Below are 25,651 nucleotides of genomic sequence, written 5' to 3' on the forward strand. Positions count from 1 at the left end.
GCATCCTGACCTCGTCTGACCGTGTGGTCGGCGCCGCTTCCGTCGGCAGGACGAAGCGGCTCCGGCCCTCCTACTGGCCCTTCGTGGTGCCGGCGCTGATCGTCGTCATCGGGGTCATCGTCTTTCCCTGGGTCTTCACCCTGTGGATGAGCGCCATGGAATGGCGCATCGGCGAGGAACAGCGTTTCGTCGGTTTGCAGAACTATGCCCGGCTGTTCACCGACGTGCGCTTCCTGGAGGCGATGGTCCACACGCTGGTCTATACCGCGCTGTCGGTCCTGGCCCCGCTGGTGCTCGGCACCGCGGCGGCGCTGGCCTTCAACACCAAGCTGCCGGCGAGAGGCCTGCTGCGCGGCATCTTCGTCATGCCGATGATGGCGACCCCGGTCGCCATCGCGCTGGTGTGGACGATGATGTTCCACCCGCAGCTCGGCGTGCTGAACTACCTGCTGTCGCAGATCGGCATCGGGCCGCTGCAATGGGTCTATCACCCCAGCACGGTGATCCTGTCGCTGGTGCTGGTGGAGACCTGGCAGTGGACGCCGCTGGTTATGCTGATCGTGCTGGGCGGTCTGGCGGCGCTGCCGACCGAGCCGTACGAGAGCGCGCAGATCGACGGCGCCACCGCCTGGCAGCGCTTCCGCTACCTGACCCTGCCGATGATCAAGCCCTTCCTGATGGTCGCGGTCATCATCCGCAGCATCGACGCGCTGAAGAGCTTCGACATCCTCTACACCATCACCCAGGGCGGGCCGGGCACGGCGTCGGAGACGATCAACCTGTATCTCTACAGCGTCGCCTTCACCTACTACGACATCGGCTACGGCTCGGCCATCGCGGTGGTGTTCTTCGTGCTGATCATCCTGCTGTCGCTGATCCTGCTGTACCTGCGCCAGCGCAGCGCCTGGAATACGGGAGACGGGCAATGAGCCGGCCGCTGAGGAAGCTTCTGGACAAGGCCGGCATGGCCGTCTGCGTACTGCTGCTGGTGTCGCCGGCGCTGCTGTTCTTCATCTGGATGCTGTCGCTGTCGCTGAAGTTCGAGATCGACAACGGCGCCTATCCGCCGATCCTGATCCCGGACCGCTTCGCCTGGAAGAACTATACGACGATCTTCGAGGGCAACAGCTTCCTGCTCTATTTCTGGAACAGCCTGATCGTCACCGGGGCAGCCACCCTGTTCGCGCTGGTGGTGGGCGTGCCGGCCGGCTACGGCATCGCCCGGATGCGGGCGCACAAGTCGGCGGTGGTCATCATGATCGCGCGCATGACGCCCGGCCTGTCCTTCCTGATCCCGCTGTTCCTGCTGTTCCAGTGGCTGGGTCTGCTCGGCACGCTGTGGCCGCAGATCATCATCCATCTGGTCGTCACCGTGCCCATCGTGATCTGGATCATGATCGGCTATTTCGAGACGACGCCGATGGAGCTGGAGGAGGCGGCGATGGTCGATGGCGCGACGCGCTGGCAGATCTTCGCCAAGGTGGCGCTGCCGATCGCCAAGCCCGGCATCGTCGTCGCCTTCATCCTGTCGGTGATCTTCTCCTGGAACAACTTCGTCTTCGGCATCGTGCTGGCCAGCCGCGAGACGCGGACCCTGCCGGTTGCCGTCTACAACATGCTGTCCTTCGAGCAGGTGAGCTGGGGACCGCTGGCCGCCGCAGCCCTGGTGGTGACGCTGCCGGTGCTGATCCTGACCGTGGCCGCCCAGCGCCAGATCGTGGCGGGCCTGACCGCCGGCGCCGTCAAGGGCGGCTGATCCATCCCAAGAAAGAGACGACCTCATGGCCTCCGTCAGCATCCGGAACGTCCGCAAATCCTACGGCACGGTCGAGATCATCAAGGGCGTGTCCATCGACATCCAGGACGGCGAGTTCGTCATCCTGGTCGGCCCGTCGGGCTGCGGCAAATCCACCCTGCTGCGCATGATCGCCGGGCTGGAGGAGATCAGCGGCGGCACCGTCGCCATCGACGACCGCGTCGTCAACGACGTGCCTCCGAAGGACCGGGACATCGCGATGGTGTTCCAGAACTACGCGCTTTACCCGCACATGACCATCGCCGACAACATGAGCTTCGCGCTGCGGCTGAAGAACACCGCCAAAAGCGAGATCACGGCCAAGGTGGAGCGGGCGGCCGGCATTCTCGGCCTCGGGCCGCTGCTCGGCCGCTTCCCGCGCCAGCTCTCCGGCGGCCAGCGCCAGCGCGTGGCGATGGGGCGCGCCATCGTCCGCGACCCCAAGGTCTTCCTGTTCGACGAGCCGCTGTCCAATCTCGACGCCAAGCTGCGCGTGCAGATGCGCACCGAGATCAAGGAGATGCACCAGCGGCTGAAGACCACCACCGTCTATGTCACCCACGACCAGATCGAAGCCATGACCATGGCCGACAAGATCGTGGTGATGCATGACGGCATCATCGAGCAGATCGGCGCACCGCTCGATCTCTACGACAATCCGGCCAACATGTTCGTGGCCGGCTTCATCGGCTCGCCGGCGATGAACTTCATTCCCGGCCGCATCGGCGGCGACGGCTTCACCACCGACTGCGGCGACCGCCTGCCGCTGGGCGGGTGCGTGCCGGCGGCGTCCGACGGGCGTCCGGCCGTCTATGGTGTGAGGCCGGAGCATTTCCGTCTAGCCGACGAAGGGATGGCCGCCGAGGTGGTGGTGGTCGAGCCGACCGGGTCGGAAACCCAGATGGTCCTGCGCCCGCTCGGCAGCAAAGCAGGCCGCGAGGATCGCAAGCGCGAACTGACCTGGGTGCTGCGCGAGCGGACCGGCGCCAAGCCCGGCGAGGTGGTGCGGATCGCGCCCGATCCGGCGCTGGCCCATTTGTTCAACCCCGACACCGGGCTGCGCCTGTGATGACGCCGACAGCCGAATCCTTGCCGACCAGATCGTTGGGCCGCACCGGCATCGCCGTCTCGGAGATCGGCTTCGGCGCCGCGCCGTTGGGCGACCTGTACGGCCATCTCGACGAGGCCGCCGCGGTCGGTGCCGCGGTCGCCGCGCTGTCGGCGGGCGTCACGCTGCTCGACACCTCGCCGCTCTACGGCCATGGGCTGGCGGAGGCGCGTTGCGGCGCCGCGCTGCGCCAGGCCGGGCGCGACGGCGTCGTGCTGTGCACCAAGGTCGGGCGCTGGATGGACCCGCGGCAGGGCAGGGGGGACGGGTCGGGCTATGCCGGCGGCTTTCCGCACCGGGCGGTGATCGACTATTCCCATGACGGCACGCTGCGGTCGGTGGAACAGTCGCTGCTGCGGCTGGGCACCGACCGCATCGACGTGCTGCTGATCCATGACGTCGATGTCTGGACCCATGGCGCCGACCGCATCGAGGCCCGCTTCGCCGAGGCGATGGACGGCGCCTATCGCGCGCTCGACCGGCTGCGGGCCGACGGCACGGTCAAGGCCATCGGCGTCGGCGTCAACGAGGCGGAGATGTGCGTCCGCTTCGCGAGGGCCGGCGACTTCGACGCCATGCTGCTGGCCGGGCGCTATTCCCTGCTGGAACAGCCGGCGCTGGAGGAGTTTCTGCCGCTGGCCCAGGCCAAGGGCATCGGCGTGATGCTGGGCGGCGTGTTCAATTCCGGCATCCTCGCCAGCGGTGCGGTTCCCGGCGCCAAGTACAATTACGCTCCGGCCCCGGCCCACATCCTGGAGCGGGTGGGGCGGATCGAGGCAGTGTGCCGGGGCCATGGCGTGCCGCTCGCCACGGCGGCGCTGCGCTTCGCGCTCGGCCATCCGGCGGTGTCGTCGGTGGTGCTGGGGGCGGTGACGGCCGGGGAGGTGAGCCGCAACCTCGCCGCCATGGCGGCAACGGTGCCGGGCGCGCTGTGGTCCGACCTCAAGGGCGAAGGGCTGCTGGCGGCGGACGTGCCGGTGCCGGCCTGAACCAATAAGGATAAGAGCCATGCTGAAAGGACTCGACCCGCTTCTGTCCCCCGACCTGCTGTGGGTGCTGGCCGCCATGGGGCATGGCGACGATCTGGCGCTGGTCGATGCCAACCACCCGGCGGAAACCATCGCCCGCGCCACCATCTCCGGCCGGCTGATCGTGCTGCCTGGGGTGACGATGGCTCGGGCCGCTCGCGGCATCCTCGGCGTTTTCCCGCTGGACGGCTTCGTGCCCGATCCGGTGCGCCGGATGGAGGTGGTGGGCGACCCCGCCGCAATCCCCACCGTGCAATGGGAGGTTCAGGCTGAGATCGACCGCGCCGAGGGCCGAGCGCAGCCCTTGCAGGGGATCGAGCGTTTCGCTTTCTACGACGCCGCCCGCCGCGCCTTCGCCGTTGTGCAGGTCGGCGATCCGCGGCCCTATGGCTGTTTCCTGCTGCGCAAGGGCGTCATCGCCGGCGACGTGCCGTAAACCCGACCCAATTTCAAGATTCGGACTCCGACATGATCCAGTTCCCCGTGGATGTGACCCGCACCCTTCCCAACGACGGCTATGCCGGCACCCTGGCCGGGCGGGTCTGGCGGCCGGGCATCGGCCCGTCGGTGGTGGCCGTGCGCGCCGATGGCGTGTACGACGTGACCGCGACCTTCCCGACCATGAGCGAGCTGGCCGCCCGGCTCGATCCGGCGGCGGACCTTGCCGCTGCGGCAGGGGGGCGCATCGGCGCACTGGCCGACATCCTCGCCAACACGCCGCCGGAAAGCCGTGACACGAACGCCCCCTGGTTGCTGGCGCCGACCGATCTGCAGGTGCTGAAGGCGGCCGGCGTCACCTTCGCCGTCTCGATGCTGGAGCGGGTGATCGAGGAACGCGCCCGCGGCAACCCCGACGCCGCCGAGGCGATCCGCGCCGAGGTGCAGCGGCTGGTCGGCGACGATCTGGCGGCGCTGAAGCCCGGCTCCGAGGCGGCGATGAGCCTGAAGGAGGTGCTGATCGCCCAGGGCGCCTGGAGCCAGTATCTGGAGGTCGGCATCGGCCCGGATGCGGAGGTCTTCACCAAGGCGCCTGTCCTGTCGTCGGTCGGCACGCTGATGGACGCCGGGCTGCACCCCAAATCGACCTGGAACAACCCGGAGCCGGAGGTGGTGCTGATCGTCGCCCCCGATGGCCGCATCACCGGGGCGACGCTGGGCAACGATGTGAACCTGCGCGATTTTGAAGGCCGGTCCGCCCTGCTGCTGTCGAAGGCGAAGGACAACAACGCGTCCTGCGCCATCGGTCCCTTCATCCGCTTCTTCGACCAAACCTTCACGCTGGACGATGTACGGACCACCGATGTCGCCCTGACGGTCGAGGGGCCGGAGGGCTTCCAGCTGGCGGGCCTGTCCTCCATCTCGCGGATCAGCCGCGATCCGGAGGATCTCGTCGCCCAGACCGTCGGGCCGGTCCACCAGTATCCCGACGGCTTCGCCCTGTTCCTTGGCACCATGTTCGCGCCGACCCAGGACCGCGACAACCCCGGCGGCGGCTTCACCCACAAGGAGGGCGACATCGTCACCATCGCCGCGCCAAAGCTGGGCGCGCTGGTCAACCGCATGCGGCCGAGCGACGCCTGCGAGCCCTGGAGCATCGGCATCGCCGAACTGATGCGCTCGCTGGTCCGGCGGGGGGCGCTGAATGGCTGAGCGGCGCCCCCGCTTCGGCGCCGTCACATGACGGCGCCGATCTGCCAGGGCACGAACTCGTTGTCGCCGATGCCGTTCTCCTCGCTGCGGGTGCGGTGGCCCGACGCGGTGTCCAGCATCAGGCGGAACAGGGCGGCACCCGCCTCCGCCACGCTGGTGCCGCCGTCCAACACCGCGCCGCCGTTGAAGTCCATGTCGTCGCCCATGCGGGCATAGAGCGCGCTGTTGGTGGCGATCTTCAGCGACGGTGTCGGCTTGCAGCCGTAGGTCGATCCGCGGCCGGTGGTGAAGGCGATCAGGTTGGCGCCGCCCGCCACCTGTCCGGTCGCCGACACCGGGTCGTAGCCGGGCGTGTCCATGAAGACGAGGCCGTGGTCGGTCACCGGCTCGGCATAATCGACCACCGCGTTCAGGCGGGTGCCGCCGCCCTTGGCGACCGCGCCCAGCGATTTCTCCAGGATGGTGGTGATGCCGCCGGCCTTGTTGCCGGGCGACGGGTTGTTGTTCATGTCGCCCTTGTGCAGGCGGGTGTAGTCCTCCCACCAGCGGATGCGGTCCATCAGCCTGTCGGCGACGGCGGGGGTGGCGGCGCGGGCGGTGAGCAGATGCTCGGCGCCATAAATTTCCGGCGTTTCGGACAGGATGGCGGTGCCGCCATGGGCGACCAGCAGGTCGACTGCGGCGCCCAGCACCGGGTTGGCGGTGATGCCGGAATAGCCGTCGGAGCCGCCGCATTGCAGACCGACTGTCAGGTAACTCGCCGGCACCGGCTCGCGCCGGACGTCGTTGGCGATGGGCAGCATGGCGCGGACCAGGGCGACGCCGCGGGCGATGGTATCGCGGGTGCCGCCTTCCTCCTGGATGGTCAGGGTGGCGATCAGCCCGTCAGGGCGCGGCGCCAGGGTCTGGGCCAGCGGCGCGATCTGGTTCATCTCGCAGCCCAGCCCGACCAGCAGCAGCCCGGCGAAATTGGCATGGTCGGCATAGCCGCGCAGCGTGCGGCGCAGGATCGCCATGCCCTCGCCGGTGCCGTTCATGCCGCAGCCGCTGCCATGGACGATGGCGACCACCCCGTCGACATTCGGGTATTCGGCCAGCGCGTTGCCAGTGAAGGCGTCGGCGATGCGTTTGCAGACGGTGGCGGAGCAGTTCACGCTGGCGATGACGCCGATGTAGTTGCGGGTGGCGACCTGTCCCGACGGCCGGCGGATGCCGAGGAAGGTCGCCTCCTCCGCGCCGCGGTCGGCCTCGATGATGCGGGTGGAGCCGTGATCCAGCCGGGCTTCGCCCATGCCGAGATTGTGGACGTGGACATGCTGGCCGGGTTCGATCGGCTGGGTGGCGGTGCCGATCACCTGCCCGTACTTGACCACCGGCTCGCCCGGCGCCACGGCGCGGATGGCGATCTTGTGGCCGCTGGGGATGGTGGCGGCGGCGGTGCCGGCGAAGCCGCCGACGGCGACCGGGCTGCCCGCCGGGATCTCGCGGGTGGCGACCGCGACGCTGTCCGCCGGGTTCAGCAGGAGAAGTTCGGGAACGGAAGACGGCATCGGTCTGGTCCTTGAAGATAGAATGGGAAGGCGGACGTGGGATCAGCCCAGCCGGTAGAAGGTTGCGGCATTGCCGCCGAACACCGCGTCATGCGCCGCTGCGGGGACCAGCTGGCGGCACATCTCCAGCCAGCCGGGATAGTCGCCGGCCAGCCGCAGGACCGGCCAGTCGCTGCCCCAGATCAGCCCGTCGGTGCCGAACAGGGCGATCAGGCGCTCGACATAGGGACGGATGTCGTCGATCCCGGTGCGCTCGCCCGCTTCGGTCAGCAGGCCGGACAGCTTGCACCGGACATTCGGCAAATCGGCGAGGGCGGCCATGTCCTCCGCCCAACCGGGAGTGCCGCCGTCGGCGATGTCCGGCTTGGCGGCATGGTCGATGACAATGGACAGGGCGGGATGCCGACGGGCGAAGCGCAGCAGCGACGGCAGGTGAGGCGGCAGGACCAGCGCGTCGAAGCTCAGCCCCCAGTCGGCCATCGCGGCCGCGGCCGGATCGATGGCCGGATCGTCCAGCCAGTCGGCGGCTTCGGCCTGCACCATCGGCCGCAGCCCCTTCAACTTGGGATGGGATGCCAGCGCCTGCACCCGCTGCGGGGCGTCCGGCGCCTTCAGGTCGGTCCAGCCGACCACGCCGCGGATGAAACTGTGCTTTGCTGCGAGGTCGAGCATGAAGGTGGTGTCCGCCTCGCTGGACAGGGTCTGAACCAGGACGGTGCCGTCGATGCCGGTCTCCAGCAGCAGCGGCAGCAGGTCGGGCGGCAGGAAATCGCGGTGGATGGGACCAAGCTCCGGTGGCGGCCATTCGCCCTGGCGGGCGGCCATGAGCCAGAAATGCTGGTGAGCGTCGATGCGCATGGGGTCAGGCCTCCGCCGGGACTTGAGCCGGAGTGGGAGCGGTCTCGTCCAGCAGGCCGCGTGACTTCAACGCCTGCCAGAAGGCGGCGGGGATCGACGCCTGCGCCCAGGCAAGGTTGGTCGCCAGCTGGCCGGCGTTGCGCACGCCGGTGACGCAGGAGGCCACCGCCGGATGGGCGAGCGGGAATTGCAAGGCGGCGGCGGGAAGCTCGACAGCGAACTCGCGGCAGGCGGCGGCGAGCGCCTCCACCCGCGCGACGGTTTCCGGCGGGGCGTCGGCGTAGTTGAACCTGCCGTTGCCGGCGAGAATGCCGGAATTGAACACACCGGCGGCGACGATCCGCGTGCCGGTGGCGAGGCAGTGCTCCAGGAAGGGCGACAGGCTGGTCTGTTCCAGCAGGGTGTAGCGTCCGGCTAGCATGGTGCAGTCGAGATCGACCTCGTCCATCGCGTCCAGCGCCACCTCCCACTCATTGACGCCGAGGCCGATAGCCGACACCGCGCCATCGCGCCGCAACTCCTCCAGCGCGCGGAAACCGCCGCCGCGGGTCAGCGCGTCCCAGTGATGGGCATGGGCGTCGCCATGGGTGACCCGGCCGATGTCGTGGACATAGAGGATGTCGATGCGGGCAAGGCCGAGGCGCTGGAGCGAATCCTCCACCGAGCGCAGGATGCCGTCGTGGGAGTAATCATAGACCGGGTGGAAGGGCAGGGGATCGGCCCAGCCGCTGGCGTCGACGCCCGATCTCCGCGCACCGCCGGCATTCGGGCGAATCAGCCGGCCGACCTTGGTCGACAGTACGAATTCGTCGCGCGGCCGGTCGCACAGGGCGGCGCCCAGCCGCCGCTCCGACCGGCCATAGCCGTAATAGGGGGCGGTGTCGAAATAGCGGATGCCGGCCTCCCAGGCCGCGGCGACGAGGCGGTCGGCCTCGGCCGGATCGGTCGGGCGGTAGAGCCCGCCGAGCTGCGCGCAGCCCAGCCCGATCGCCGGGAGCGGCAGGCCGGAGCGTGGCAGGGTGCGGCGGTCGGCCAAGGGGTCGATCAGGGTCATGCGGGACGCCTCAACTGCGGAAATCAACTGCGGACGCTGGATGGCGAAGAAAATGGCGTGCGCGGCGAGGGACCGGGCGCCGCGCACGCCCAAGGCCAGGAGAAGGGACCCAGGAGAAAAAGCTGTGCTACCGCTCAGTACAGAACGTTCTGGGCTTCCGGCGTCGCCAGATTGGCCTTGGTCACCAGCACCACGCCGGTGTCCAACGCCTTTTCGACCTTCTCGCGCTTGGTCAGCTTGACCGCAGTCTGCACCCCCAGATAGCCCATCTGGTAGGAGCCCTGGACGGCGATGGCCTCCAGCGTGCCGTCCTTGACGAAGCCCTGGAGGTCCTGGTTGCCGTCGAAGCCGACCGCGGCGATGTGGCCGGCCTTGCCGCTCTGGGCCAGTGCGCGGCCCATGCCGATGGCGGTCGGCTCGTTGGCGCCGAAGATGCCCTTCAGGTCGGGGTTGGCGGCCAGCACGTCGGTGGTCTGGTTCAGCGCGGTCGCCATCTGCGACTGGGAATAGAAGGGACCGACGATCTCCAGCTTGGAATGGTCCTTGATGTATTTGGTGAAGCCGCCGACCCGACCGATCTCCGATCCCGCACCGGCGACATAGGACATCACCGCGATCTTGCCGCTGGTGCCGACCTTGTCGATCAGCGCCTTGGCGCACAGCTCGCCCGCCTTGACGTTGTCGGTGGACAGCATGGCCTGATAGTACTGCTTGCCCGCATCGGAGACGGGTGAGTCGATCAGCACCACCGGGATCTTCGCCTCCCAGGCTTTCTTCAGGACCGGGACCAGCGCGTCGGGGTCGGACGGGGCGAGCACGATGCCGGCGACCTTCCGGTTCACCGCGTTCTCCACCATGTTGACCTGATCGGCGATGGCCGATTCAGCCGCCGGACCCTGGAAGGTCATGGTGTAGCCGTCCGCCTCCTTCTGGGCGGTGGATGCCCCCTTCTGCACATTCTGCCAGAAGGTGGAGTTCACTGTCTTCACCACCACCGCGATTTCTTTATCCGCAGCCAATGCCGAACCGGCGGCGAGAGCGATGGCGGATGCCAGACAGGCCGAAACGAAGCGTTTCATGGTTTCACTCCCTGTTGGTTTATTGGGGTTGGTTTGTTCGCTTGCCGAAAACGCCGGTCAGCGCCGGTTGCGGATCTGGTCGATCCAGACGGTCAGCAGGATGACCAGACCGATGATGATCTGTTGGGTGAAGGCCGACACGCCGTTCATGTTCAGCCCGTTGCGCAGGATGCCGATCACGAAGGCGCCGATGGCGGTGCCGGAGATCGTCCCCACCCCGCCGATCAGCGAGGTGCCGCCGATGACCGCGCTGGCGATGGCGTCCAGCTCGTACATCACGCCCTCGTTCGGCTGTGCGGTGACGAGGCGGGACATCAGGACGCAGCCGGTCAGCCCGGCCAGCGTGCCGGACAGCACATAGGTGAACAGGGTGACGCCGGCGACATTGACGCCGGACAGCCGTGCTGCCTCCGCGTTCGAGCCCACGGCATAGATGTGGCGGCCCAGCGTGGTGCGGCTCAGCATGATCGCCACGGCGATGGCGATCACCACCATCAGCACCACCGGATAGGGGATGCCGGGAAAGACCACGTCGGGAAAGCCGTCTTCGCCGATGCGGACGATGCGGAACATGGCGCCGTTGCCAAGCTCGCCGAAGGAGTCGCCGAGGCCCGACACGGCGCGCGCCCCGGTGATCTGCAGGGCGACGCCGCGCGCCACCATCATCATGCCCAGCGTGGCGATGAAGGGCGGCAGCTTCAGCCGCGTCACGCACAGCCCGTTCAACAGGCCGCAGAAGGCACCGACCAGGATGCCCAGCCCCATGCCGAGCGGCACCGGCGCGCCGGCCTTGACCGCCAGCGCCGCCACCACGCCGGACAGCGCCAGGACGGAGCCGACCGACAGGTCGATGCCGCCGGTGATGATGACGCAGGTCGCGGCGATGCCGAGATAGGCGATGGAGGTCACCTGCAACGCGATGGTCATGCCGTTGCCGACGCTGAGGAAGGCGTCGCTGGTCGCGGAGAAGACGGCGACCAGCACCAGCAGCCCGGCCAGCGCCGCGAATTTCTGGATCAGATCCTTGCGCCGGTCGTTCGTCACGCGGCTGCTTATGGGGCCATTCATCGCCTGGGGACCGTCGCTCACCGGCTGGCGCGGTGCGGCTGACGGCGCGGCGTCGAGGGTCTTGGTGGTGGGATTGCTCATGGCGTTTCGGCTCCCGGCGCCGCCGGGCGGCCATGGCCCGAGGCGAAATGCATGATCTCTTCCTGGCTGGTCGCGCGCGTGTTCAGAACGGCGGTGATCCGGCCTTCATGGAAGACGGCGACGCGGTCGGTCAGGCCGAGGATCTCCGGCAGTTCGGAGCTGATCAGCACCACGCCGATCCCCTCGGCGGCCAGCCGGTCGAGAAGCTGGTAGATGGCGAATTTGGCGCCGACATCGATGCCGCGCGTCGGCTCGTCGAAGAACAGGATGCGCGACTGGCGGAACAGCCACTTCGCGATGACGATCTTCTGCTGGTTGCCGCCCGACAGCAGGCGCGCCACCTGATGCGGCGACGGCGTGCGGATCGACAGCATCTGGATGTAGCGCCAGGCCGCCTGCTCCTCCGCCTTGCGGTCGATGAATCCCATCGCGTTGGACACCGCCGCCATGTTGGCGAGCGTCAAATTCTGGGTGACCGACATCTTGACCGCCAGCCCGTGGCTCTTGCGGTCTTCCGACAGGTAGGCGATGCCGTGGGCGATGGCGTCGCGCGGGGTCTTCACCGCGATCTCGCCGCCGCCGAGCCGGATGGTTCCGGCATCCAGCGGGTCGGCGCCGAAGATCGCCCGCGCCACCTCGGTGCGGCCGGCGCCCATCAATCCGGCGAAGCCCAGGATCTCGCCGCGCCTGAGGTCGAAGCCGACATCCTGGAAGACGCCGCGGCGGGTCAGGCCGCGCACCTCCATCAACACGTCTTCGGTGGGAACGGAGGTGCGCTCCGGGAATTTGTCGTCCAGCGAGCGGCCGACCATCAGCGCGACGATCTCGTCCACGCAGGTGTCGGCGAAGGCGCGGGTGTCGACGAAGCGGCCGTCGCGCAGCACCGTGACCCGGTCGACGATCAGCGCCATCTCGTCCAGCCGGTGGGAGATGTAGACGATCCCCACGCCCTGGTCCCTCAACTCCCGGATCACCTGGAACAGCAGGGCGGTTTCGGATTCGGTGAGGGACGAGGTCGGCTCGTCCATGATGACGATCTCGGCATTCAGCGACAGCGCCTTGGCGATCTCCACCATCTGGCACTGGGCGACCGACAGCGACTTCACCGGGGCGTCGGGGCGGATGTCGACGCCGAGGCGGTCGAGGCAGGCCTGGGCCTGCCGGCGCAATGCGTTCCGATCAATGAACCAGCCGCGTTTCGGCTCCCGCGCCAGGAAGATGTTCTCGGCCACGCTCAGATGCGGGACGAGGTTCAGTTCCTGGTGGATGATGGCGATTCCGGCCCGTTCGGCGTCGAGCGAAGAGGTGAAGCGCCGTACCTCGCCCTTGTAGGCGATGCTGCCCTCGTCGGGCTGGTACTGGCCGCTGATGATCTTCATCAGCGTCGATTTGCCGGCTCCGTTCTCGCCGCACAGCGCATGGACCTCGCCGCGCCGCAGGTCGAAACCGACGCCGTCCAGCGCCAGCACGCCGGGAAACCGCTTGGTGATTCTGTCCAGCCGCAGCAGCTCGGTCCCCGCCGCTGCTGCGGGGAACCGGCCGGGGGCCGTGTGGAGCGACGCTTGCTGCATGGCACCTCCCCATCGGGTGTGGCCCATCCGGTGCGGCCCCTCGTTCCGGGGCGCGCCGTTTGGCTGCTTTGTCGAGCAAACCGCTGCTTATCCCGGCCGCGCCGTTGTTCCGGTCACGGCCGGGGTGGCGTCACTCCGCCGCGTACACCTGCTGGCGCTGGCGGCCGAGACCCTGAATTTCGAGTTCGATCCGGTCGCCGGGCTTCAGATAGGTCGGCGGCTTCAGCCCCAGCCCGACGCCCGGCGGGGTGCCGGTGGAGATGACGTCGCCCGGATGCAGGCTCATGAACTGCGACAGGTAGGAGACGATGTGGGCGACGCCATAGACCATCGTCCGGGTCGAACCGTTCTGGTAGCGGTGGCCGTTGACCTCCAGCCACATGTCCAGCGCCTGCGGGTCGGGAACCTCGTCCTTGGTCACCAGCCAGGGGCCGATGGGGCCGAAGGTGTCGCAGCTCTTGCCCTTGGTCCACTGGCCCTGACGTTCGATCTGGAATTCGCGTTCCGACAGGTCGTTGACGACGCAATAGCCGGCGACATGGTCCAGCGCCTCGGCCTCCGACACATATTTCGCCGTCTTGCCGATGACGGCGCCGAGTTCGACCTCCCAGTCTGTCTTGGTCGAACCGCGCGGGATTTCCACCGGGTCGTCCGGACCCTGGATGGTGGAGGTCGCCTTCATGAAGATCACCGGCTCCGACGGGACCGTCGCACCGGTTTCCGCCGCATGGTCGGAATAGTTGAGGCCGATGCAGACGAACTTGCCGGTGCCGGCCACGCAAGGACCCAGCCGGATGGAGGCATCGACCAGCGGCAGGCTGTCCACCGGCAAGGCCGCGATCTCCGCAAGACCCTCCGGCAGCAGCCAGCGGCCGGCGATGTCGCCGACATGGGCGGACAGATCGCGGATACGCCCCTGGGCATCCAGCAATCCCGGCTTCTCGGCCCCCCGCGGGCCATGGCGCAGAAGCTTCATCGAGCGTTTCCCCAGATTATGTGTTCAGAAGTTTCTTGTCGTTTCCGTGGGCCTGCCGGATCTGTCGGTTACCGGTTGATTGCCCGACGGTCAGGTATTCGTCCAGCCGCCGTCGATGGCGATGGCCTGTCCGGTCATGAAGGAGGATTCGTCGGACGCGAGGTAGACGGCGAGCTTCGCCACCTCCTCCGCCGTGCCCAGCCGGCCCATCGGCTGGCGGGCGATGAAGGCGGCGCGCGCGGTGTCGTAATCGCCGAGCGCCCGCATGCGGTCGTGCAGCGACGGGCTGTCCACCGTGCCGGGGCAGATGGCGTTGACGCGGATGCCGCGGGTGACGTAGTCGGCGGCGACCGACTTGGTCAGGCCGATCACCGCCGCCTTGGTGGTGCCGTAGATGAAGCGGTTGGGCGCCCCGATGATCGACGAGGCGACGGACGACATGTTGACGATCGATCCGCCGCCGGCCTCCAGCATTCCCGGCAGGAAGGCGCGGATCATCCGGTACATCGACCGGACATTCAGCGTGACGGCGAAGTCGAAGGCGTCTTCGTCGCACTCCAGCACCGTGCCGGCATGAACGAAGCCGGCGCAGTTGAACAGAACCGACGGCGCCGGCACTTCCGCGGCGAAGGCGCGGATCGCCGCCGGATCGCAGACGTCCAGGCGGCGGGTGACGATGCCGGGAATGCCCGACAGCTCCGCCAGCAGCCCGTCATTGATGTCGGTCGCAACCACGCTGGCGCCTTCCTCCGCGAAGGCGAGTGCGGCGGCGCGGCCCATTCCCTGTGCCGCGGCGGTGACGATGGCGGTCTTGCCCTGCAATCTGGCGGTCATGGCGGTGTGTTCTCCCCAGGCGTTTTTCCCTAAGGCGCGATGTCGGGTGCGGTTGCAGATCCGCCGGTTGCATCGCTGTTGCCACAATCCGCATCGCGGATCGCATGTTTTATATACACATCGTCATTGCGCCTGTAAATCGATCCGTCAGTCCAACGAAAAGATTTCCGATATACGCCGACTGGCTTCGTCCAGGGCGGCCAGGATCTCCGCCGGTTCCTTCGGAACCTGTCGGGTGCGCAGATAGGGACAGGTCAGGGCGGCGACGGCGCCGCCCTCCCGCCGGTCGATCACCGGGCAGGAGAGATCGACCACCGCTTCGGTGATGCCGCTGGGGCGGGCGACATGGCCGGCGGCGCGGACGGCATCCAGCGTGCGGTCCAGCGCATCCAGGTCGATCCACGGATCCTCCCGCCGCAGCTCCTCATACAGGCCGTGGCGGCGGCGGGCGCCGATGAAGGCCATCAGGCAATGGCCGGACCCGGTCAGCACCAGGGGCTGGCGGTAGCCGATGCGGACGGTGAAGCCGATGTGGCTGGTGCTTTCCACCCGCGCCACCACCGCGATCTGCGTGCCCGACATCACGGCGAGATGGCAGGAATAGCCGGTCTTCTCGGCGAAGGCGTTCATGAAGGGCAGGGCGATTTCGATCAGCGAGCGGTTGACCGGCCGGTTCATTCCCAAGCGGAACAGCCGGTCGGTGACGCGGAAGCGGTCGCCGCCCTCCAACCGCTCGATATAGCCGCGCTGCGCCAGCACCGAGACCATGCGGAAGATCTCGCCCTTGGTCCGTCCCACGCCGTCGCCGATCTGCTGCAACGACTGGGGATCGCGGCACTCGGACAGGAATTCCAGGATGTCCAACCCCTTTTCCAGCGCCGGGGCGGAGTACCGCCGCTCGCGGTCCGGTGTGTCCGGCAGATCGGCGGACATGTCGGGTGGGTCGGCGTCGGTTCCGGTCATGGTGGCATTCCCTCTTTTGCCGGCGCGGCTTCGTTTTACTTATGATTCTCCCACTTCACCGGAAAAACAATGGAGGACTTGCGCGTCACCGCCGCTCTCTCAAAGCAACGGGAGCCTCGGCGAACCGAGGCTCCCGACTTGCACAATCAGCGCACCCCGTGCCCTTATTTGGCGGCGGTGGTGTTGGAGACCTTGACCGGTGTCGGCTGCGCCGAAGGTTTCCCCAGATCCTGGCGCAGATCGCTGGGCTTCAGCGGTTCACCCTTGCGCCAGGAGATGTGGTAGTAGAGGCTCGCGACCTCCGGGTAGGTTTCGAAATTGTCGAGGTTTGCGCGGGCCTTCGTCTGGTTGCGCTGGGCGCACACCACGTCCCCCCGCTCCGTGCACAGTTCGGCACGCAGCGACGGCACCAGGGCGCTGGTCGGATCCCAATATTCGGCATCGTCGAGCGCCGTGATCGCCTGATCGTAGCGGCCCGTTGCCATGAAGGCGCCGGCCCGCACCAGATCACCGGCGGCGAGCAGCGTGTAGGCGCGCTGATAGCGGGCGGACTCCATCGCCGGCTTCAGATAGGTTTCCACCGACTTCTCGTCGTCCTTCACCAGCATGACGAAGGCGCGGTTCACGCGGGGGAATAGCAGGGCCGGGTCGGTCTGGTCGGCTTCCTCGAACAGGCGGGCGGCTTCGTCGGGCTTCTGTTTGTGAAGGGCGACGATGCCCGCCATGTTCAGGATGCTGGCCCGTTCCCTGTAGTAGGTCTTCGAGGCGTAGGTCTTCAGCTCGCGCGCGATCAGCTCGTCGACCTCGGTGTAGTCGTGCTGGCGGTCGGCGCTCTGGAGCGCGTAGACCACCGTCACATAGGGGGCGAGATGCTCCATCACCTCCTGTGCGGCACGGCCCATCATGTCGGGCAGCGACTCTCCATCCTTGCGCTTGACGATCACGGGGAAGGGCGGCTCGTCCGGGTCGCGCACCATGGCGACGAGCTGGAGCTTGCCCTCCTTCTCGTCCTTGGCGAAGCTGCCGTTCACCGTCGCCGTCTTCATGCCGAAGGTGTGCTGAACGGCGGCGGTCATATCCTCCAGCTTCAGCGTCTTGGCCAGGACCGCCCCCATGGTCTTGGCCTTGGTCGAGCGCACGCTCGGGCTGCCGAAATAGGACTTGGTGTCGCCGATCTCCTGCATCTTGGCGATGAACATGTCCTCCATCACGTCGCCCCGGGCGGTTCCCTTGGACAAATCGTCGGACATGTACAGGCTGACGGCGACGCTGTCGGCATGCAGGACGGCATCGGTCGAGATGATGCCGAAGGCGGCCATGAAGGCGACCGCGAGCGAAATGGGATCCATGGTGTCACCTCTCTTTGGCGTTATCGTTGAAATTGTCCGGCGGGGCCATTGCCCGGTGGTTTCAGCCCGTGTTGGCGACCGGGCCGATGCTTGAGCCATGCCGTCCGACAGGGGCGGGAAACAGGTGCCGCATCTGCCGCAGGGTGTCGGCGACCCGCTCCTCGTCCTCGTCGGAGCGGCTGGCAGAGCCGGCGACGAGGTTGCGGGCCACGCGCTCCATTGCGCCGGCACCGGCGCCGAACTCCATCGTGCCGGCACCGGCGCCGAACAGGGATTGCAGGGCGTCGGGGCCGAATTCGCACAGCAGGACCGCCGTGCGGCAGCGCACGGTGCTGCCATGGGCTTCGCCGCGCAGGATGGCGGGATCGAACAGGTCGCCGGGACGCAGCGTCGCCGGCAGCGGACCGCGGACCGACCTGCGCCCGGCATCCGCCGACAGCAGCCCCTCCAGCACCAGATAGAGCGAGGTCCCGGCCTCTCCCGCCTGGATCGCCACCCGACCGGCCGGCAGTTCCCGCATCGCCGCGTGGGAGGCCAGCAGGCACAGCGGCGCATCCCCCACCCCGCGGAAAAGGGCGGTGGCGCGCAGCAGGGCGGTCAAGGCGGCCGTGTCGGGGCCGGCGCCCCCAGTCTGCCGGAACGTGCCGTCCGCAGCGGATGGGCCGTCCGTCAGGACGGTCGCGGTCTCCAGCCCGGCGAAGGCGAGATGGGTCAGCACCGTCTGAAGGATCATCGGTGATGCGTTGCCCAGATGGCGCCATTCCGCCTTGTAGAAGATGGCGTATTCGACGCCCTCCAGCCGGATCGCCTTGACCTCGACCCAGGGGACCGGCGTGTCGGGGCCGGCAAGTCCGGTCATCGCCTCCAGCGCCGCCGCCTGGAGGATGCGGGTGGCGCGGGCGAGCGGCACGCGGGCGTCGAGCGTCAGGGTCACGAAGCGGAAGCTGTTAGCCTCCGGCTGGCTGAAGTTGGTGATGGTGAAGGCGCTGAACTTGCTGTTGGGGAAGATCACCAGATCGCCCATGAAGTCGCGCACGCGGGTGGTGCGCCAGCTGATCTCCAGCACCTGACCGCTGATCTTGCTGTCGCCCGACCGGTGGATCTGGATGTATTCGCCGATGCGGATCGCACGGTCGATGTTGAGCGCGATGCCGGCGAACACGTCCTGCAGCAGCTCGCGCAGGGCCATGCCGAGCACGAGGCCGGCCACGCCGGACGCCGCCCACAGCACCGTCAGATCCTGTTCGAACACGATGCCGGCGCAGGCGGACACGGCGATGCCGAAGATCACCAGACCGGACATCTGGCTCAGCAGCTTCGGCACCGGCGACCCGGTGGCCGACGCGACGATGCCGTCGAAGATCACATACTGGACGATCCGCTGCACCAGCACGGCCAGCGACAGGAAAGCGGCAACGCCGAGAACGTATTTCAACACGCGGCGCGTGCTGTCCATCGCGGCCAGCCCGAATCCCTGGAAGCTGTCGCCCCCGAGATAGAAGCCGAACAGCACCACCAGCGTGATGACGAACGGCGCGGTCAGTTTGCCGGCCGCGCGGCGCAACCCTTCCTTCATGGCGTTCCCGTTGCCTCCTCTCCGGTGCGGCTGTGGTCAGGCGGTGCGGATGCGGGCGGTTTCCGCCTTCAGGCGCTGCGCCATGTCGGTCAGCGCGGCCATGGTGGCGGAGATCTCCTCCGCAGCGCCGGCCGTCGCCTGCCCGGTCATGGAGAGCTGCTCGACCCGGTCCTTCAGGAGGCTGGCCATGGCGTTCTGCTCGTCGATGGCGGCGGCGATGGACTGGGCGGTGGAGCCGCTGTCGCGCGACGCCTCGACGATGCGTCCGATCGCTTCCGCCGCTTCGCCGGCGGCCCGCACGCCGGTTTCCACCCCCGCCGACGCCTCGCGCACCAGCGTGCCGATGTCGCGGGTGGCGGCGGTGACGTCCTCGGCCAGCGACGAGATCTTGGCGGCGATCAGGCCGAAGCCGCGGCCGCTCTCTCCCGCCCGGACCGCTTCCAGCCCGGCGTTGAGCGCCAGCACATAGGTCTTGTCGGCGATCCCGGCGATGAGCGCGCTGATCCGTTCGATCCCCGCCGTCCGTTCGGCGATGCCGTCGACCGCCCGGCTGAGCGAGATCAGCGTCCGCTGCCCATCCTCGGCAAGGTCAGCCGTGCCGCGCGCCAGGGTGCTGCCGCGTTCGGCGTTGCGGGCGATCTCGCCGATGGCGCCGGCGGTCTGCTCGATGGCGCCCGACACGTCGGCCAGCGTCATCATCTGGCCGGCCGCCTGGCGCGACACGTCGATGGCCGCCGCCGCCGTCTCCGTCGCCGACGTGGCGACCTGTTCGGTGGAGCCGTTCACCGCGCGCAGCACGGCGGCGAGCTGCTCGACCGCGCGGTTCAGGTTGTTCTTGATGGCCGCGAAGTCGCCCTGGTGCGCACCGTCGACGGTCCGGGTCACATCGCCCTGGGCCAGCGCCCCGGCGAAGCCCGAGATCTCGTCGAGCAGCAGGGCCAGCGCGTCGATGCTGCGGTTGACGTTGCCCTTCAGCGCCCGCAGGTCGCCTTCATAGGAACCGGTCATGCGGCCGCGGATGTCGCCGGAGGACAGCCGCGCCATCACCGACGCCACCTCGAACAGCGGGGTGGTCAGCACCTCCACCAGTTCGTTGGCGCCGCGCACCAGAACGGCGAATTCACCGGCATGGCGTTCCGGCTCCACCCGCACGGACAGGGCGCCGCCGCGGGCCGCCTCGATCAGGTCGCGCAGGTCGCCGGCCACCGCCTTCAGCGTCGCGGCGATGCCTGCGGTGGCGCGCAGCATATGGCCGATCTCGTCCCGGCGGCCGTCGTCGGCGACGGTGACGTTCAGGTCGCCCCGCGCCATGCGGTCGATCACATCGCGGGCCTGACCGAGCGGCACGGTGATCGAGCGGATGATCGCCAGCCCGAGCGCCACCCCGACCAGCACCGCACCGATCAGCAGCCCGATGGTCCGGCGGACCGTGAGGTCGTACAGGGCGTCGTTCTGCTGGTAGACCGATTTGGCGACCGTCAACTGCAACTCGATCAGGGCCGACATCGCATCGGAAACCGGCTCGATTGCCGGATACAGCTCGTCGATGACGAAACGGTCGAGCCGTTCGGAATGGCCGGCAGCGAGGATCCCGCGCAGCCGGTCGGCCGCGCGGTCGGCGTCGGCCATCAGCGGTTCGGCTTTCGCCACCAGCGCCTTTTCCTCGTCGACCAGATAGGTTGCCAGATAGCCACGCCATTTTTCGCGGATTCCGGACCGGGCGGCGTCGATGGCGGTGAGCGCGGCCTCGGTGGGCACATTCCCGTTCCGGGCCTTGTGCGCCATATCGACGATGTTGACCGCATAGAGGTCGGCGATCACCTTCAGATCGCGCAGCGGCACCACCCGGTCATTGTAAACCGTGTCGAGCGCGTCGTTTCCCATCTTCATGCCATGCAGGGAGATGAGGCCGATGATGGCGGTGAAGCCATTGAGGACGACCACCAGGACCGCCAGCTTCTTGCCGATTTTCAGGTTCTTGAACATTGCGCCAGGGCACTCCTGCAGGGTCCGCTCACCAATTCGAAAGCCAGCCGGCGAATGACGCCCGCATGGCCGTCCGCACGACATCTCCGGGGTCCGCACGCCACGGGCGGCGGAAGGCGTCGGGCCGCACCAGACATTCCAGGACCGGCTTGCCGTCCGAAGGTTTTCCGGGCGCCGGGCGGACCGCCTCGGCCAGAACGGCCATCGCATGGGGCAGCGGCGGTGGCGCATGCCAGCCGAAGCCGCCATCCGCCGCTTCGATCCGTCCCGTCAGCAGGGCGATGGGACGCCGGCCGTCGCGCTTCAGCACCACGCAGCCGGCCGGCCCGGCCGTGCCCCCGAACGCCGCGTCGATGTCGAAGGCGGGGATCGATCCGGAGCGGCGCGACCGGTGGAAGTCGCCGGGGCAGGGTATCTCCCGCACCTCCCGCACCATGGCGGCCGGTGCGGCCAGGATCACGGGGCCGGCCGCCATCGCGACATGGCTGTGGCCCGACGAAGGAGCGGGCAGGGGCCGGACGGCCGTGCAGACCGCTTCGCGCGCTGCCGGCCGGTCTATCGGCAGGAACCCGCCCGCCCCCGGATGAACCATCTGGATCGGGCGGTTGCCCGCATCGTCCCGCCACCACAGGGAGGTTTCGCCGTCGGCATCGACGGCCACCAGATCCCGGCGTGGCAGGCTGTGCAGGCCGAACAGTTCGGCGACCGTCAGGGCGATGGTCCCGTCGGGCGTGCGCAGGCGCAAGGCCCAGCTGTCGTCCTCCGGCGATCCGGCCCCGATCCAGGAGGCAAGGGAGTGGGCCGGCAGCAGGTCGCCGTCCAGCATCACCACCTGACGGGGGGCGATGCCGTGCGCGGTCAGAAGGCCGTCCGGACGGCCGACACTGTCGACCAGCGTCGCGGGGATGGCGACACGCTGTCCGCCACCGGCGACCAACAGCACGTCCAGCTCTTCGGTCGTCCGGTCCATATAATCCGGTCCCGGCTGTGCCGGCTGCGGCCCGCAGGGAGCGAGCCCGCCGAGCAGATCGTCCGGATCGATGGAGAGGACAGGGCCGGAGGCCGGCTCCGCCATGGTCCCGTCGGCGGCTTTCACCTCATCGACCCGCAGCGACAGCGGCCCTGCCGCGTGGTCCAGTTGCAGGCTCCATCGCCCGTCACCCGGTCGCCCGCCGTTCCGGGCCCCCAGGTCGATCTGCGCCGCGGCCACGCCGTGGCTGAAGACCACGCCTTCGTAGCCGGGCGGAGCGAACGGCACCGGTGCGGCGGGTACAGCCAGATCGACGGCCGCCACCTGGCTCGCCGGAATTGCGACGTGCCGCCCGGCGACGAGAGCGGTCATCGTCGCCGTCCGGGCGGCTGGCCGCGGCGCCGTCGGGCCGGCAATCGGGAGCGGGGCGGTCATCGTCGTCTCCACCGTTCCGTCAGGCGGCCGAGGTGACGGCATAGCCGTTGATGCCGATGTAACCGGCGAAGGTCGCCAGACACAGCAACAGGTTGGCGACGCGGGCGAAGCGTGGCGCACGCTTGTGCGTCAGCTGCATCAGGACGACGGCAAGCGCTGCCAGCAGGATGGAGGCGAAGGTCGTGCTGACGATCACATCGGCGAGCGTGAAGGTGGAGGCGGGCGGCAGATAGCCGTCCAGCGCGTATTTGTTGCCGACCGCGGCGAACACCGCCGCGGCGCACAGGCCGATCCGCGATCCCGCCATCGACTCGAAATCGAGGACGAAGGTGAGCAGGGCCAGCAGGAACGCGACGCCGAAGCCGACGAACAGGCTGCACAGCAGGCGGATGCCCTGGCGCTTCACCGTGATGGTCGCAACGACCCGCGAATAGACGCTGTCCTCCGACAGGGTGGGATCGCCGTAGGAGGTGTTGTAGGTCACGTCCTGGGCCGAGAGGTCGAAGCCCTCGATTGTCCAGCCCGGCACGGTCGCGGCCGGATCGATGCGGCTGTTCTTGCTGTCGGCGACGAAGCGGATGCGGCCGGTGTCGGATTGGCCGTCCTCGACCATGATCACCAGCTTCTGCCGGTCGAACGGGAAGCGGGTGATTTCCCAATCCTCCGCCAGCACCGCGCCGTGCTTTTCCTGATGCCAGCGGACTCCCTTGCTGGTGTCGAGCGAGGCGAATTTCACGCTGTCCGACTTCGCGTTCGCGACTTCGACCGTCGCATGCGGATCGTATTCGGGATTGTCGTGCAGGTACCAAAGCCAGAACGACGCGTAGTAGGACCGCTTCGACATATCGAAATCGAGCAGTTGGGTCAGGTACATGCCCACCTTCACCTCCGTCGGCCCGTCCGGTCGTGCCGGTGCGGCGGAAGGCGGCGTTGCGCCGTCGGAGGCTGGCGGCGGCGAGGCGGCGGTGCCGGGCGGGGCGCCAGTTCCGGCAGGGGAGGCTTCGGTTGCCGCCCAGGACGGCAAGGCGAACTGGGCAAGGGCGATGAGCAGCAGCACGGTCAGAATCGCGCCGGCCAGTCCGTTCCGCCGGCCGCATGCCTCACCGCTTCTGCGGTCGCGGCATCGATCGTTCCGATCCGATCCCGTCATTGTTGGCTCTGTCACAGCGCTTCCTCTCCTTCAGGGCATCTTTTTTCAGCGTGCGGAGAAATTTTTGAATGAGATCGCCGATAACAAATTGCGAACTGAAAGAGATAATCTTCAGTAGAAATAAAAACCCTGCAGGGCATTCGTTTGACTGACCAAAAATTGATTAAGTGATTAAACGACTATTGGGGAAATTTTATTTATAAAAGATAGGTTGAGTCAATTCGGACAACCCCTATTAGGTTTCAAATCTTCAGTTTTAAATTATTTATGAAACTCAATTTCAGAATTAATCATTCTAAAAAATTGAAGAACTTTCGATTTTCAAAATAGCGCTGTGGCTATTCGGCGATGACGGCAACGACTGTCGAATATATTTATGTAAGATCTTGAGTAAAAATTTCGGGTCTGGTGGAAAGGTCTTTCAGCATTTGATCGACCTTGCAGCCTTGAAAAGCGGAGCAACTTGTCGGGAGGGAGGCGAAAGAGCGGTGGGGTGGTTGCTCTTCGATGCGCGCAGCCGGTTATCGGGTTGCGACCGTGTACGCCCGCTGCACGGAAAGTCCTTTGCGTGGACCTGGGCGGTCGTCTTCCGGGAAGGCTATCTCGGGCGAAGAGCGCCCCCGGCCCGGTGGTGTCCGGTCGAGCGACGGGGGAGCGGAAACCGGCCCTTTGGCGGGCGGTGTCTCGATCGGCTGGGCGCAGCGTTCCCGCCGCTGCTTCAGGTAGGCCGTGCGCGTGGCATCGTAGTCCGGCAGGCGGATGTTCTTCGCTTCGATGTCGAATTGCCGGGTCGCGGTGATGTCCGCCACCACCTCGACCGATTCGGCGATGACGATGGTCTGCAAGCTGGCGCCGGTGCCGGCCGCCACCCCGGCAAAGGTCCAAAGCACGGCGTTCATCAGGACGATGTCGGCGATTGCGTCGCGACCGGTGCGCGGACCGATGAACGGCAGGACCACATACCCCATCTCACCCACGCCGGAGCGGCACAGGCTGAGGCCGAGGTCGGTGTGGGTCGGGGTGAATCCCCATTGGCTCGCGGTGTCGTAATAGCCGAGAACGCCCACCGTGCTGTTGATGCCGAAGCGCTCCACCGACCGCCATGCGTTGCCGAACTCGCCGATCATCGTGCTGGTGACGGCGGTCAGCGGCTCGTTCACCAGATTGGTGACCACGTTCTGCACGCTTCCGGCCGCCGGATCCGGCGGTGCGGCCGGTGCCCCGCCCCGCATCCAGCCGCCCACCGCGTCGAAGCCGTCGTAAAGATGCCGATTGAAATCGAAGACGGCGCGGCTGTAGCTGTCGAGCCAGCCACCTTGTTCAGCAGCATCCTTTGCCGTGGCGGCGGAGGCCGCCGGAGCCGTTGTGGCTTGCGCGGCGGCGCCCTGGGGCGACGCTGCCGTCGGAGGGCTGGCGCAGGCGGCCGAAGCGGTCCAGAGCGACGCGGCGATCACCGAGCCGAGCAGGCGAGACACGAGAAGGTCGCAACTCATCCAGCCATACCTTGCCAGCCATATTTTGCCAATTGGACGCTAACGGCCGGAGCGTGAAACCGCCGCCCGTGCATGGGCCCCGCATGGACCCGACCCAGTCCTGTCAGGATTTCGGAGACATCCGGCCAGCCGCCGTCACCACAATCTCGGCGATGCGGTCGACCGCCTGGTTCGCCGCGATCCGTGCCCGTGCATCCTCCATCCAGGCGCGGGCCGGAGACGTGGAGCCGAGGTCGATGGCGCTCAGCTGCGCCATGGCGGCCGGCAGATTGCCTTCGGCCAGCAGCGCCTGCGCCTGTTCGGCAATCGTCACCGGCCGGATTGCCTCAGGTTCGACCGCGACCGGTGTCCAGCCCGTGACGTTGGACAGCCACTTGATCGGCGTCGGTCGGGGGTCGGTGCGCCCCGCAGCCTCGGTGACCGCCGCGAAATCCTGCCGGAGCTGGCTTTCCACCGGAATGCCGTTTGCGGCATAGGCCTCCACCGCGGCCAGCAGCGGCTCCAACTCCTCCATCTTGCCGCCGAGGGCACGGACGGCCTTCAGCTCCGCATCGAAGGGAACCGGCCGGCGCAAGGTCGCGCGCAGCTGCAGAAGCGCCACCATCCGGATTCTGGCATCGGCATTGGCCAGCACCGCATTGGCCGACAGGCCCTGTTCGGTCGTCCTGATCAGTGTCGCCGACAGATCGCTGACCTTGCGGTCCAGTTCGGCGACGGACCGGGCGAGACGGCCGGTTTCGACCTCCTGCCTCGCCTGCCATTCCAGTCCGGCCGGCTGAAGCCGGAAAAGCCGGTAGAGCGGCGGCGACCAGTAGGGGGCGGACACCGTGGCGACCAGCGCCGCGATGGACAGGATCAGCGGCAGCGACGGGTTTCGCCCGTCCGAAGCCGGCGCCTTCAAAGGCGGCAGGTCGGGCGGGGGAGACGGCGGAATCGCCTGACCGGCGGATTGCCAGGGTTCCGGTTGGCTTCCCGCGGCCTTGGCATCCTGCGCCGCGGCCCGCTGTTCGATGTCCGCATCCGTGATCATGATCCGCTTCCCCGTTTCACGGCGTCCATTCACCGCAATGTTACCCC

22 protein-coding genes are annotated in these 25,651 nt (G+C 67.7%); 6 read left to right on the forward strand and 16 right to left on the reverse strand.

From position 1 onward, the window contains the following. Positions 1-2 precede the first annotated feature (2 nt). The 6 genes from ABNQ40_RS00330 to ABNQ40_RS00355 are packed head-to-tail and all read left to right on the forward strand — an operon-like array spanning position 3 to position 5,581. Positions 3-929, forward strand: coding sequence for a carbohydrate ABC transporter permease (locus tag ABNQ40_RS00330; RefSeq protein ID WP_391345709.1), 927 nt, complete (start codon positions 3-5; stop codon positions 927-929). Then, positions 926-1,756 carry a carbohydrate ABC transporter permease gene (locus ABNQ40_RS00335; protein WP_098738250.1) on the forward strand — a complete coding sequence of 277 codons (831 nt, stop codon included), beginning with the start codon at positions 926-928 and terminating at the stop codon, positions 1,754-1,756. The genes ABNQ40_RS00330 and ABNQ40_RS00335 overlap by 4 nt, the downstream gene beginning before the upstream one ends. A gap of 25 nt (positions 1,757-1,781) precedes the next feature. Next, entirely contained in the window at positions 1,782-2,864 is a 1,083-nt protein-coding gene (locus tag ABNQ40_RS00340; protein WP_109050775.1) for an ABC transporter ATP-binding protein, read from the forward strand. Further along, a complete protein-coding gene (locus tag ABNQ40_RS00345; RefSeq protein WP_109050774.1) occupies positions 2,864-3,892 on the forward strand; it encodes an aldo/keto reductase in 1,029 nt (342 codons plus the stop codon). Before ABNQ40_RS00340 ends, ABNQ40_RS00345 begins: the two co-directional genes overlap by 1 nt. A gap of 19 nt (positions 3,893-3,911) precedes the next feature. Continuing rightward, complete coding sequence (locus tag ABNQ40_RS00350; protein WP_109050773.1) at positions 3,912-4,367, forward strand: RbsD/FucU family protein; 456 nt, start codon at positions 3,912-3,914, stop codon at positions 4,365-4,367. Positions 4,368-4,399: 32 nt separating this feature from the next. Continuing rightward, positions 4,400-5,581 (forward strand): fumarylacetoacetate hydrolase family protein, encoded by a 1,182-nt coding sequence (locus ABNQ40_RS00355; RefSeq protein WP_109050772.1) that lies wholly within the window; start codon positions 4,400-4,402, stop codon positions 5,579-5,581. Between the two features lie 23 nt (positions 5,582-5,604). Here the strand turns inward: ABNQ40_RS00355 and ABNQ40_RS00360 are convergent, their stop codons facing one another. The 16 genes from ABNQ40_RS00360 to ABNQ40_RS00435 form a co-directional block, all read right to left on the reverse strand. Then, the gene (locus ABNQ40_RS00360; protein WP_109050771.1) at positions 5,605-7,131 is read right to left on the reverse strand and encodes a UxaA family hydrolase; all 1,527 of its coding nucleotides are present in this window, start codon (positions 7,129-7,131) and stop codon (positions 5,605-5,607) included. A 42-nt stretch (positions 7,132-7,173) separates the two neighbouring features. Next, positions 7,174-7,989 (reverse strand): amidohydrolase, encoded by an 816-nt coding sequence (locus ABNQ40_RS00365; protein WP_109050770.1) that lies wholly within the window; start codon positions 7,987-7,989, stop codon positions 7,174-7,176. A gap of 4 nt (positions 7,990-7,993) precedes the next feature. After that, on the reverse strand, positions 7,994-9,043 hold the full coding sequence (locus ABNQ40_RS00370; protein ID WP_109050769.1) for an aldo/keto reductase: 1,050 nt from the start codon (positions 9,041-9,043) through the stop codon (positions 7,994-7,996). Positions 9,044-9,177: 134 nt separating this feature from the next. Further along, positions 9,178-10,122, reverse strand: a complete 945-nt coding sequence (locus ABNQ40_RS00375; protein WP_109050768.1) for an ABC transporter substrate-binding protein — start codon at positions 10,120-10,122, stop codon at positions 9,178-9,180. Positions 10,123-10,179: 57 nt separating this feature from the next. Next, positions 10,180-11,190: an ABC transporter permease gene (locus ABNQ40_RS00380; RefSeq protein ID WP_109491049.1), complete on the reverse strand. Its 1,011-nt coding sequence runs from the start codon at positions 11,188-11,190 to the stop codon at positions 10,180-10,182. Between the two features lie 77 nt (positions 11,191-11,267). Next, positions 11,268-12,842, reverse strand: a complete 1,575-nt coding sequence (locus ABNQ40_RS00385) for a sugar ABC transporter ATP-binding protein (RefSeq protein ID WP_109050767.1) — start codon at positions 12,840-12,842, stop codon at positions 11,268-11,270. Positions 12,843-12,972: 130 nt separating this feature from the next. Next, entirely contained in the window at positions 12,973-13,818 is an 846-nt protein-coding gene (locus tag ABNQ40_RS00390; RefSeq protein WP_109050766.1) for a fumarylacetoacetate hydrolase family protein, read from the reverse strand. Positions 13,819-13,908: 90 nt separating this feature from the next. Next, positions 13,909-14,652 carry an SDR family oxidoreductase gene (locus ABNQ40_RS00395; protein WP_109050765.1) on the reverse strand — a complete coding sequence of 248 codons (744 nt, stop codon included), beginning with the start codon at positions 14,650-14,652 and terminating at the stop codon, positions 13,909-13,911. A 147-nt stretch (positions 14,653-14,799) separates the two neighbouring features. Continuing rightward, positions 14,800-15,615, reverse strand: a complete 816-nt coding sequence (locus tag ABNQ40_RS00400) for an IclR family transcriptional regulator (RefSeq protein WP_199235363.1) — start codon at positions 15,613-15,615, stop codon at positions 14,800-14,802. Positions 15,616-15,779: 164 nt separating this feature from the next. Beyond that, positions 15,780-16,964, reverse strand: coding sequence for a tetratricopeptide repeat protein (locus ABNQ40_RS00405; protein WP_109050764.1), 1,185 nt, complete (start codon positions 16,962-16,964; stop codon positions 15,780-15,782). Between the two features lie 61 nt (positions 16,965-17,025). After that, entirely contained in the window at positions 17,026-18,540 is a 1,515-nt protein-coding gene (locus ABNQ40_RS00410; protein WP_109050763.1) for a mechanosensitive ion channel family protein, read from the reverse strand. A 36-nt stretch (positions 18,541-18,576) separates the two neighbouring features. After that, positions 18,577-20,526 (reverse strand): methyl-accepting chemotaxis protein, encoded by a 1,950-nt coding sequence (locus ABNQ40_RS00415; RefSeq protein WP_109050762.1) that lies wholly within the window; start codon positions 20,524-20,526, stop codon positions 18,577-18,579. 28 nt (positions 20,527-20,554) lie between these two features. After that, positions 20,555-21,931: a chemotaxis protein CheW gene (locus ABNQ40_RS00420; RefSeq protein WP_109050761.1), complete on the reverse strand. Its 1,377-nt coding sequence runs from the start codon at positions 21,929-21,931 to the stop codon at positions 20,555-20,557. 19 nt (positions 21,932-21,950) lie between these two features. Further along, positions 21,951-22,988 (reverse strand): hypothetical protein, encoded by a 1,038-nt coding sequence (locus tag ABNQ40_RS00425; RefSeq protein ID WP_247879900.1) that lies wholly within the window; start codon positions 22,986-22,988, stop codon positions 21,951-21,953. Between the two features lie 614 nt (positions 22,989-23,602). After that, a complete protein-coding gene (locus ABNQ40_RS00430) occupies positions 23,603-24,574 on the reverse strand; it encodes an MlaA family lipoprotein (protein WP_109050759.1) in 972 nt (323 codons plus the stop codon). A gap of 103 nt (positions 24,575-24,677) precedes the next feature. After that, positions 24,678-25,604: a COG4223 family protein gene (locus ABNQ40_RS00435; protein ID WP_247879899.1), complete on the reverse strand. Its 927-nt coding sequence runs from the start codon at positions 25,602-25,604 to the stop codon at positions 24,678-24,680. Between the last annotated feature and the right edge of the window lie 47 nt (positions 25,605-25,651).

Source organism: Azospirillum sp. A23, assembly GCF_042938965.1.
In the GTDB taxonomy this organism is placed as follows: domain Bacteria; phylum Pseudomonadota; class Alphaproteobacteria; order Azospirillales; family Azospirillaceae; genus Azospirillum; species Azospirillum melinis.

Excerpts from the sequence above, each read along its gene's own strand:
- ABNQ40_RS00335 (WP_098738250.1), top strand. The coding sequence starts at position 926 with ATGAGCCGGCCGCTGAGGAAGCTTCTGGACAAGGCCGGCATGGCCGTC.
- ABNQ40_RS00340 (WP_109050775.1), top strand. The coding sequence starts at position 1,782 with ATGGCCTCCGTCAGCATCCGGAACGTCCGCAAATCCTACGGCACGGTC.
- ABNQ40_RS00345 (WP_109050774.1), top strand. The coding sequence starts at position 2,864 with ATGACGCCGACAGCCGAATCCTTGCCGACCAGATCGTTGGGCCGCACC.
- ABNQ40_RS00350 (WP_109050773.1), top strand. The coding sequence starts at position 3,912 with ATGCTGAAAGGACTCGACCCGCTTCTGTCCCCCGACCTGCTGTGGGTG.
- ABNQ40_RS00355 (WP_109050772.1), top strand. The coding sequence starts at position 4,400 with ATGATCCAGTTCCCCGTGGATGTGACCCGCACCCTTCCCAACGACGGC.
- ABNQ40_RS00360 (WP_109050771.1), bottom strand. The coding sequence starts at position 7,131 with ATGCCGTCTTCCGTTCCCGAACTTCTCCTGCTGAACCCGGCGGACAGC.
- ABNQ40_RS00365 (WP_109050770.1), bottom strand. The coding sequence starts at position 7,989 with ATGCGCATCGACGCTCACCAGCATTTCTGGCTCATGGCCGCCCGCCAG.
- ABNQ40_RS00370 (WP_109050769.1), bottom strand. The coding sequence starts at position 9,043 with ATGACCCTGATCGACCCCTTGGCCGACCGCCGCACCCTGCCACGCTCC.
- ABNQ40_RS00375 (WP_109050768.1), bottom strand. The coding sequence starts at position 10,122 with ATGAAACGCTTCGTTTCGGCCTGTCTGGCATCCGCCATCGCTCTCGCC.
- ABNQ40_RS00380 (WP_109491049.1), bottom strand. The coding sequence starts at position 11,190 with ATGAATGGCCCCATAAGCAGCCGCGTGACGAACGACCGGCGCAAGGAT.
- ABNQ40_RS00385 (WP_109050767.1), bottom strand. The coding sequence starts at position 12,842 with ATGCAGCAAGCGTCGCTCCACACGGCCCCCGGCCGGTTCCCCGCAGCA.
- ABNQ40_RS00390 (WP_109050766.1), bottom strand. The coding sequence starts at position 13,818 with ATGAAGCTTCTGCGCCATGGCCCGCGGGGGGCCGAGAAGCCGGGATTG.
- ABNQ40_RS00395 (WP_109050765.1), bottom strand. The coding sequence starts at position 14,652 with ATGACCGCCAGATTGCAGGGCAAGACCGCCATCGTCACCGCCGCGGCA.
- ABNQ40_RS00400 (WP_199235363.1), bottom strand. The coding sequence starts at position 15,615 with ATGACCGGAACCGACGCCGACCCACCCGACATGTCCGCCGATCTGCCG.
- ABNQ40_RS00405 (WP_109050764.1), bottom strand. The coding sequence starts at position 16,964 with ATGGATCCCATTTCGCTCGCGGTCGCCTTCATGGCCGCCTTCGGCATC.
- ABNQ40_RS00410 (WP_109050763.1), bottom strand. The coding sequence starts at position 18,540 with ATGAAGGAAGGGTTGCGCCGCGCGGCCGGCAAACTGACCGCGCCGTTC.
- ABNQ40_RS00415 (WP_109050762.1), bottom strand. The coding sequence starts at position 20,526 with ATGTTCAAGAACCTGAAAATCGGCAAGAAGCTGGCGGTCCTGGTGGTC.
- ABNQ40_RS00420 (WP_109050761.1), bottom strand. The coding sequence starts at position 21,931 with ATGACCGCCCCGCTCCCGATTGCCGGCCCGACGGCGCCGCGGCCAGCC.
- ABNQ40_RS00430 (WP_109050759.1), bottom strand. The coding sequence starts at position 24,574 with ATGAGTTGCGACCTTCTCGTGTCTCGCCTGCTCGGCTCGGTGATCGCC.
- ABNQ40_RS00435 (WP_247879899.1), bottom strand. The coding sequence starts at position 25,604 with ATGATCACGGATGCGGACATCGAACAGCGGGCCGCGGCGCAGGATGCC.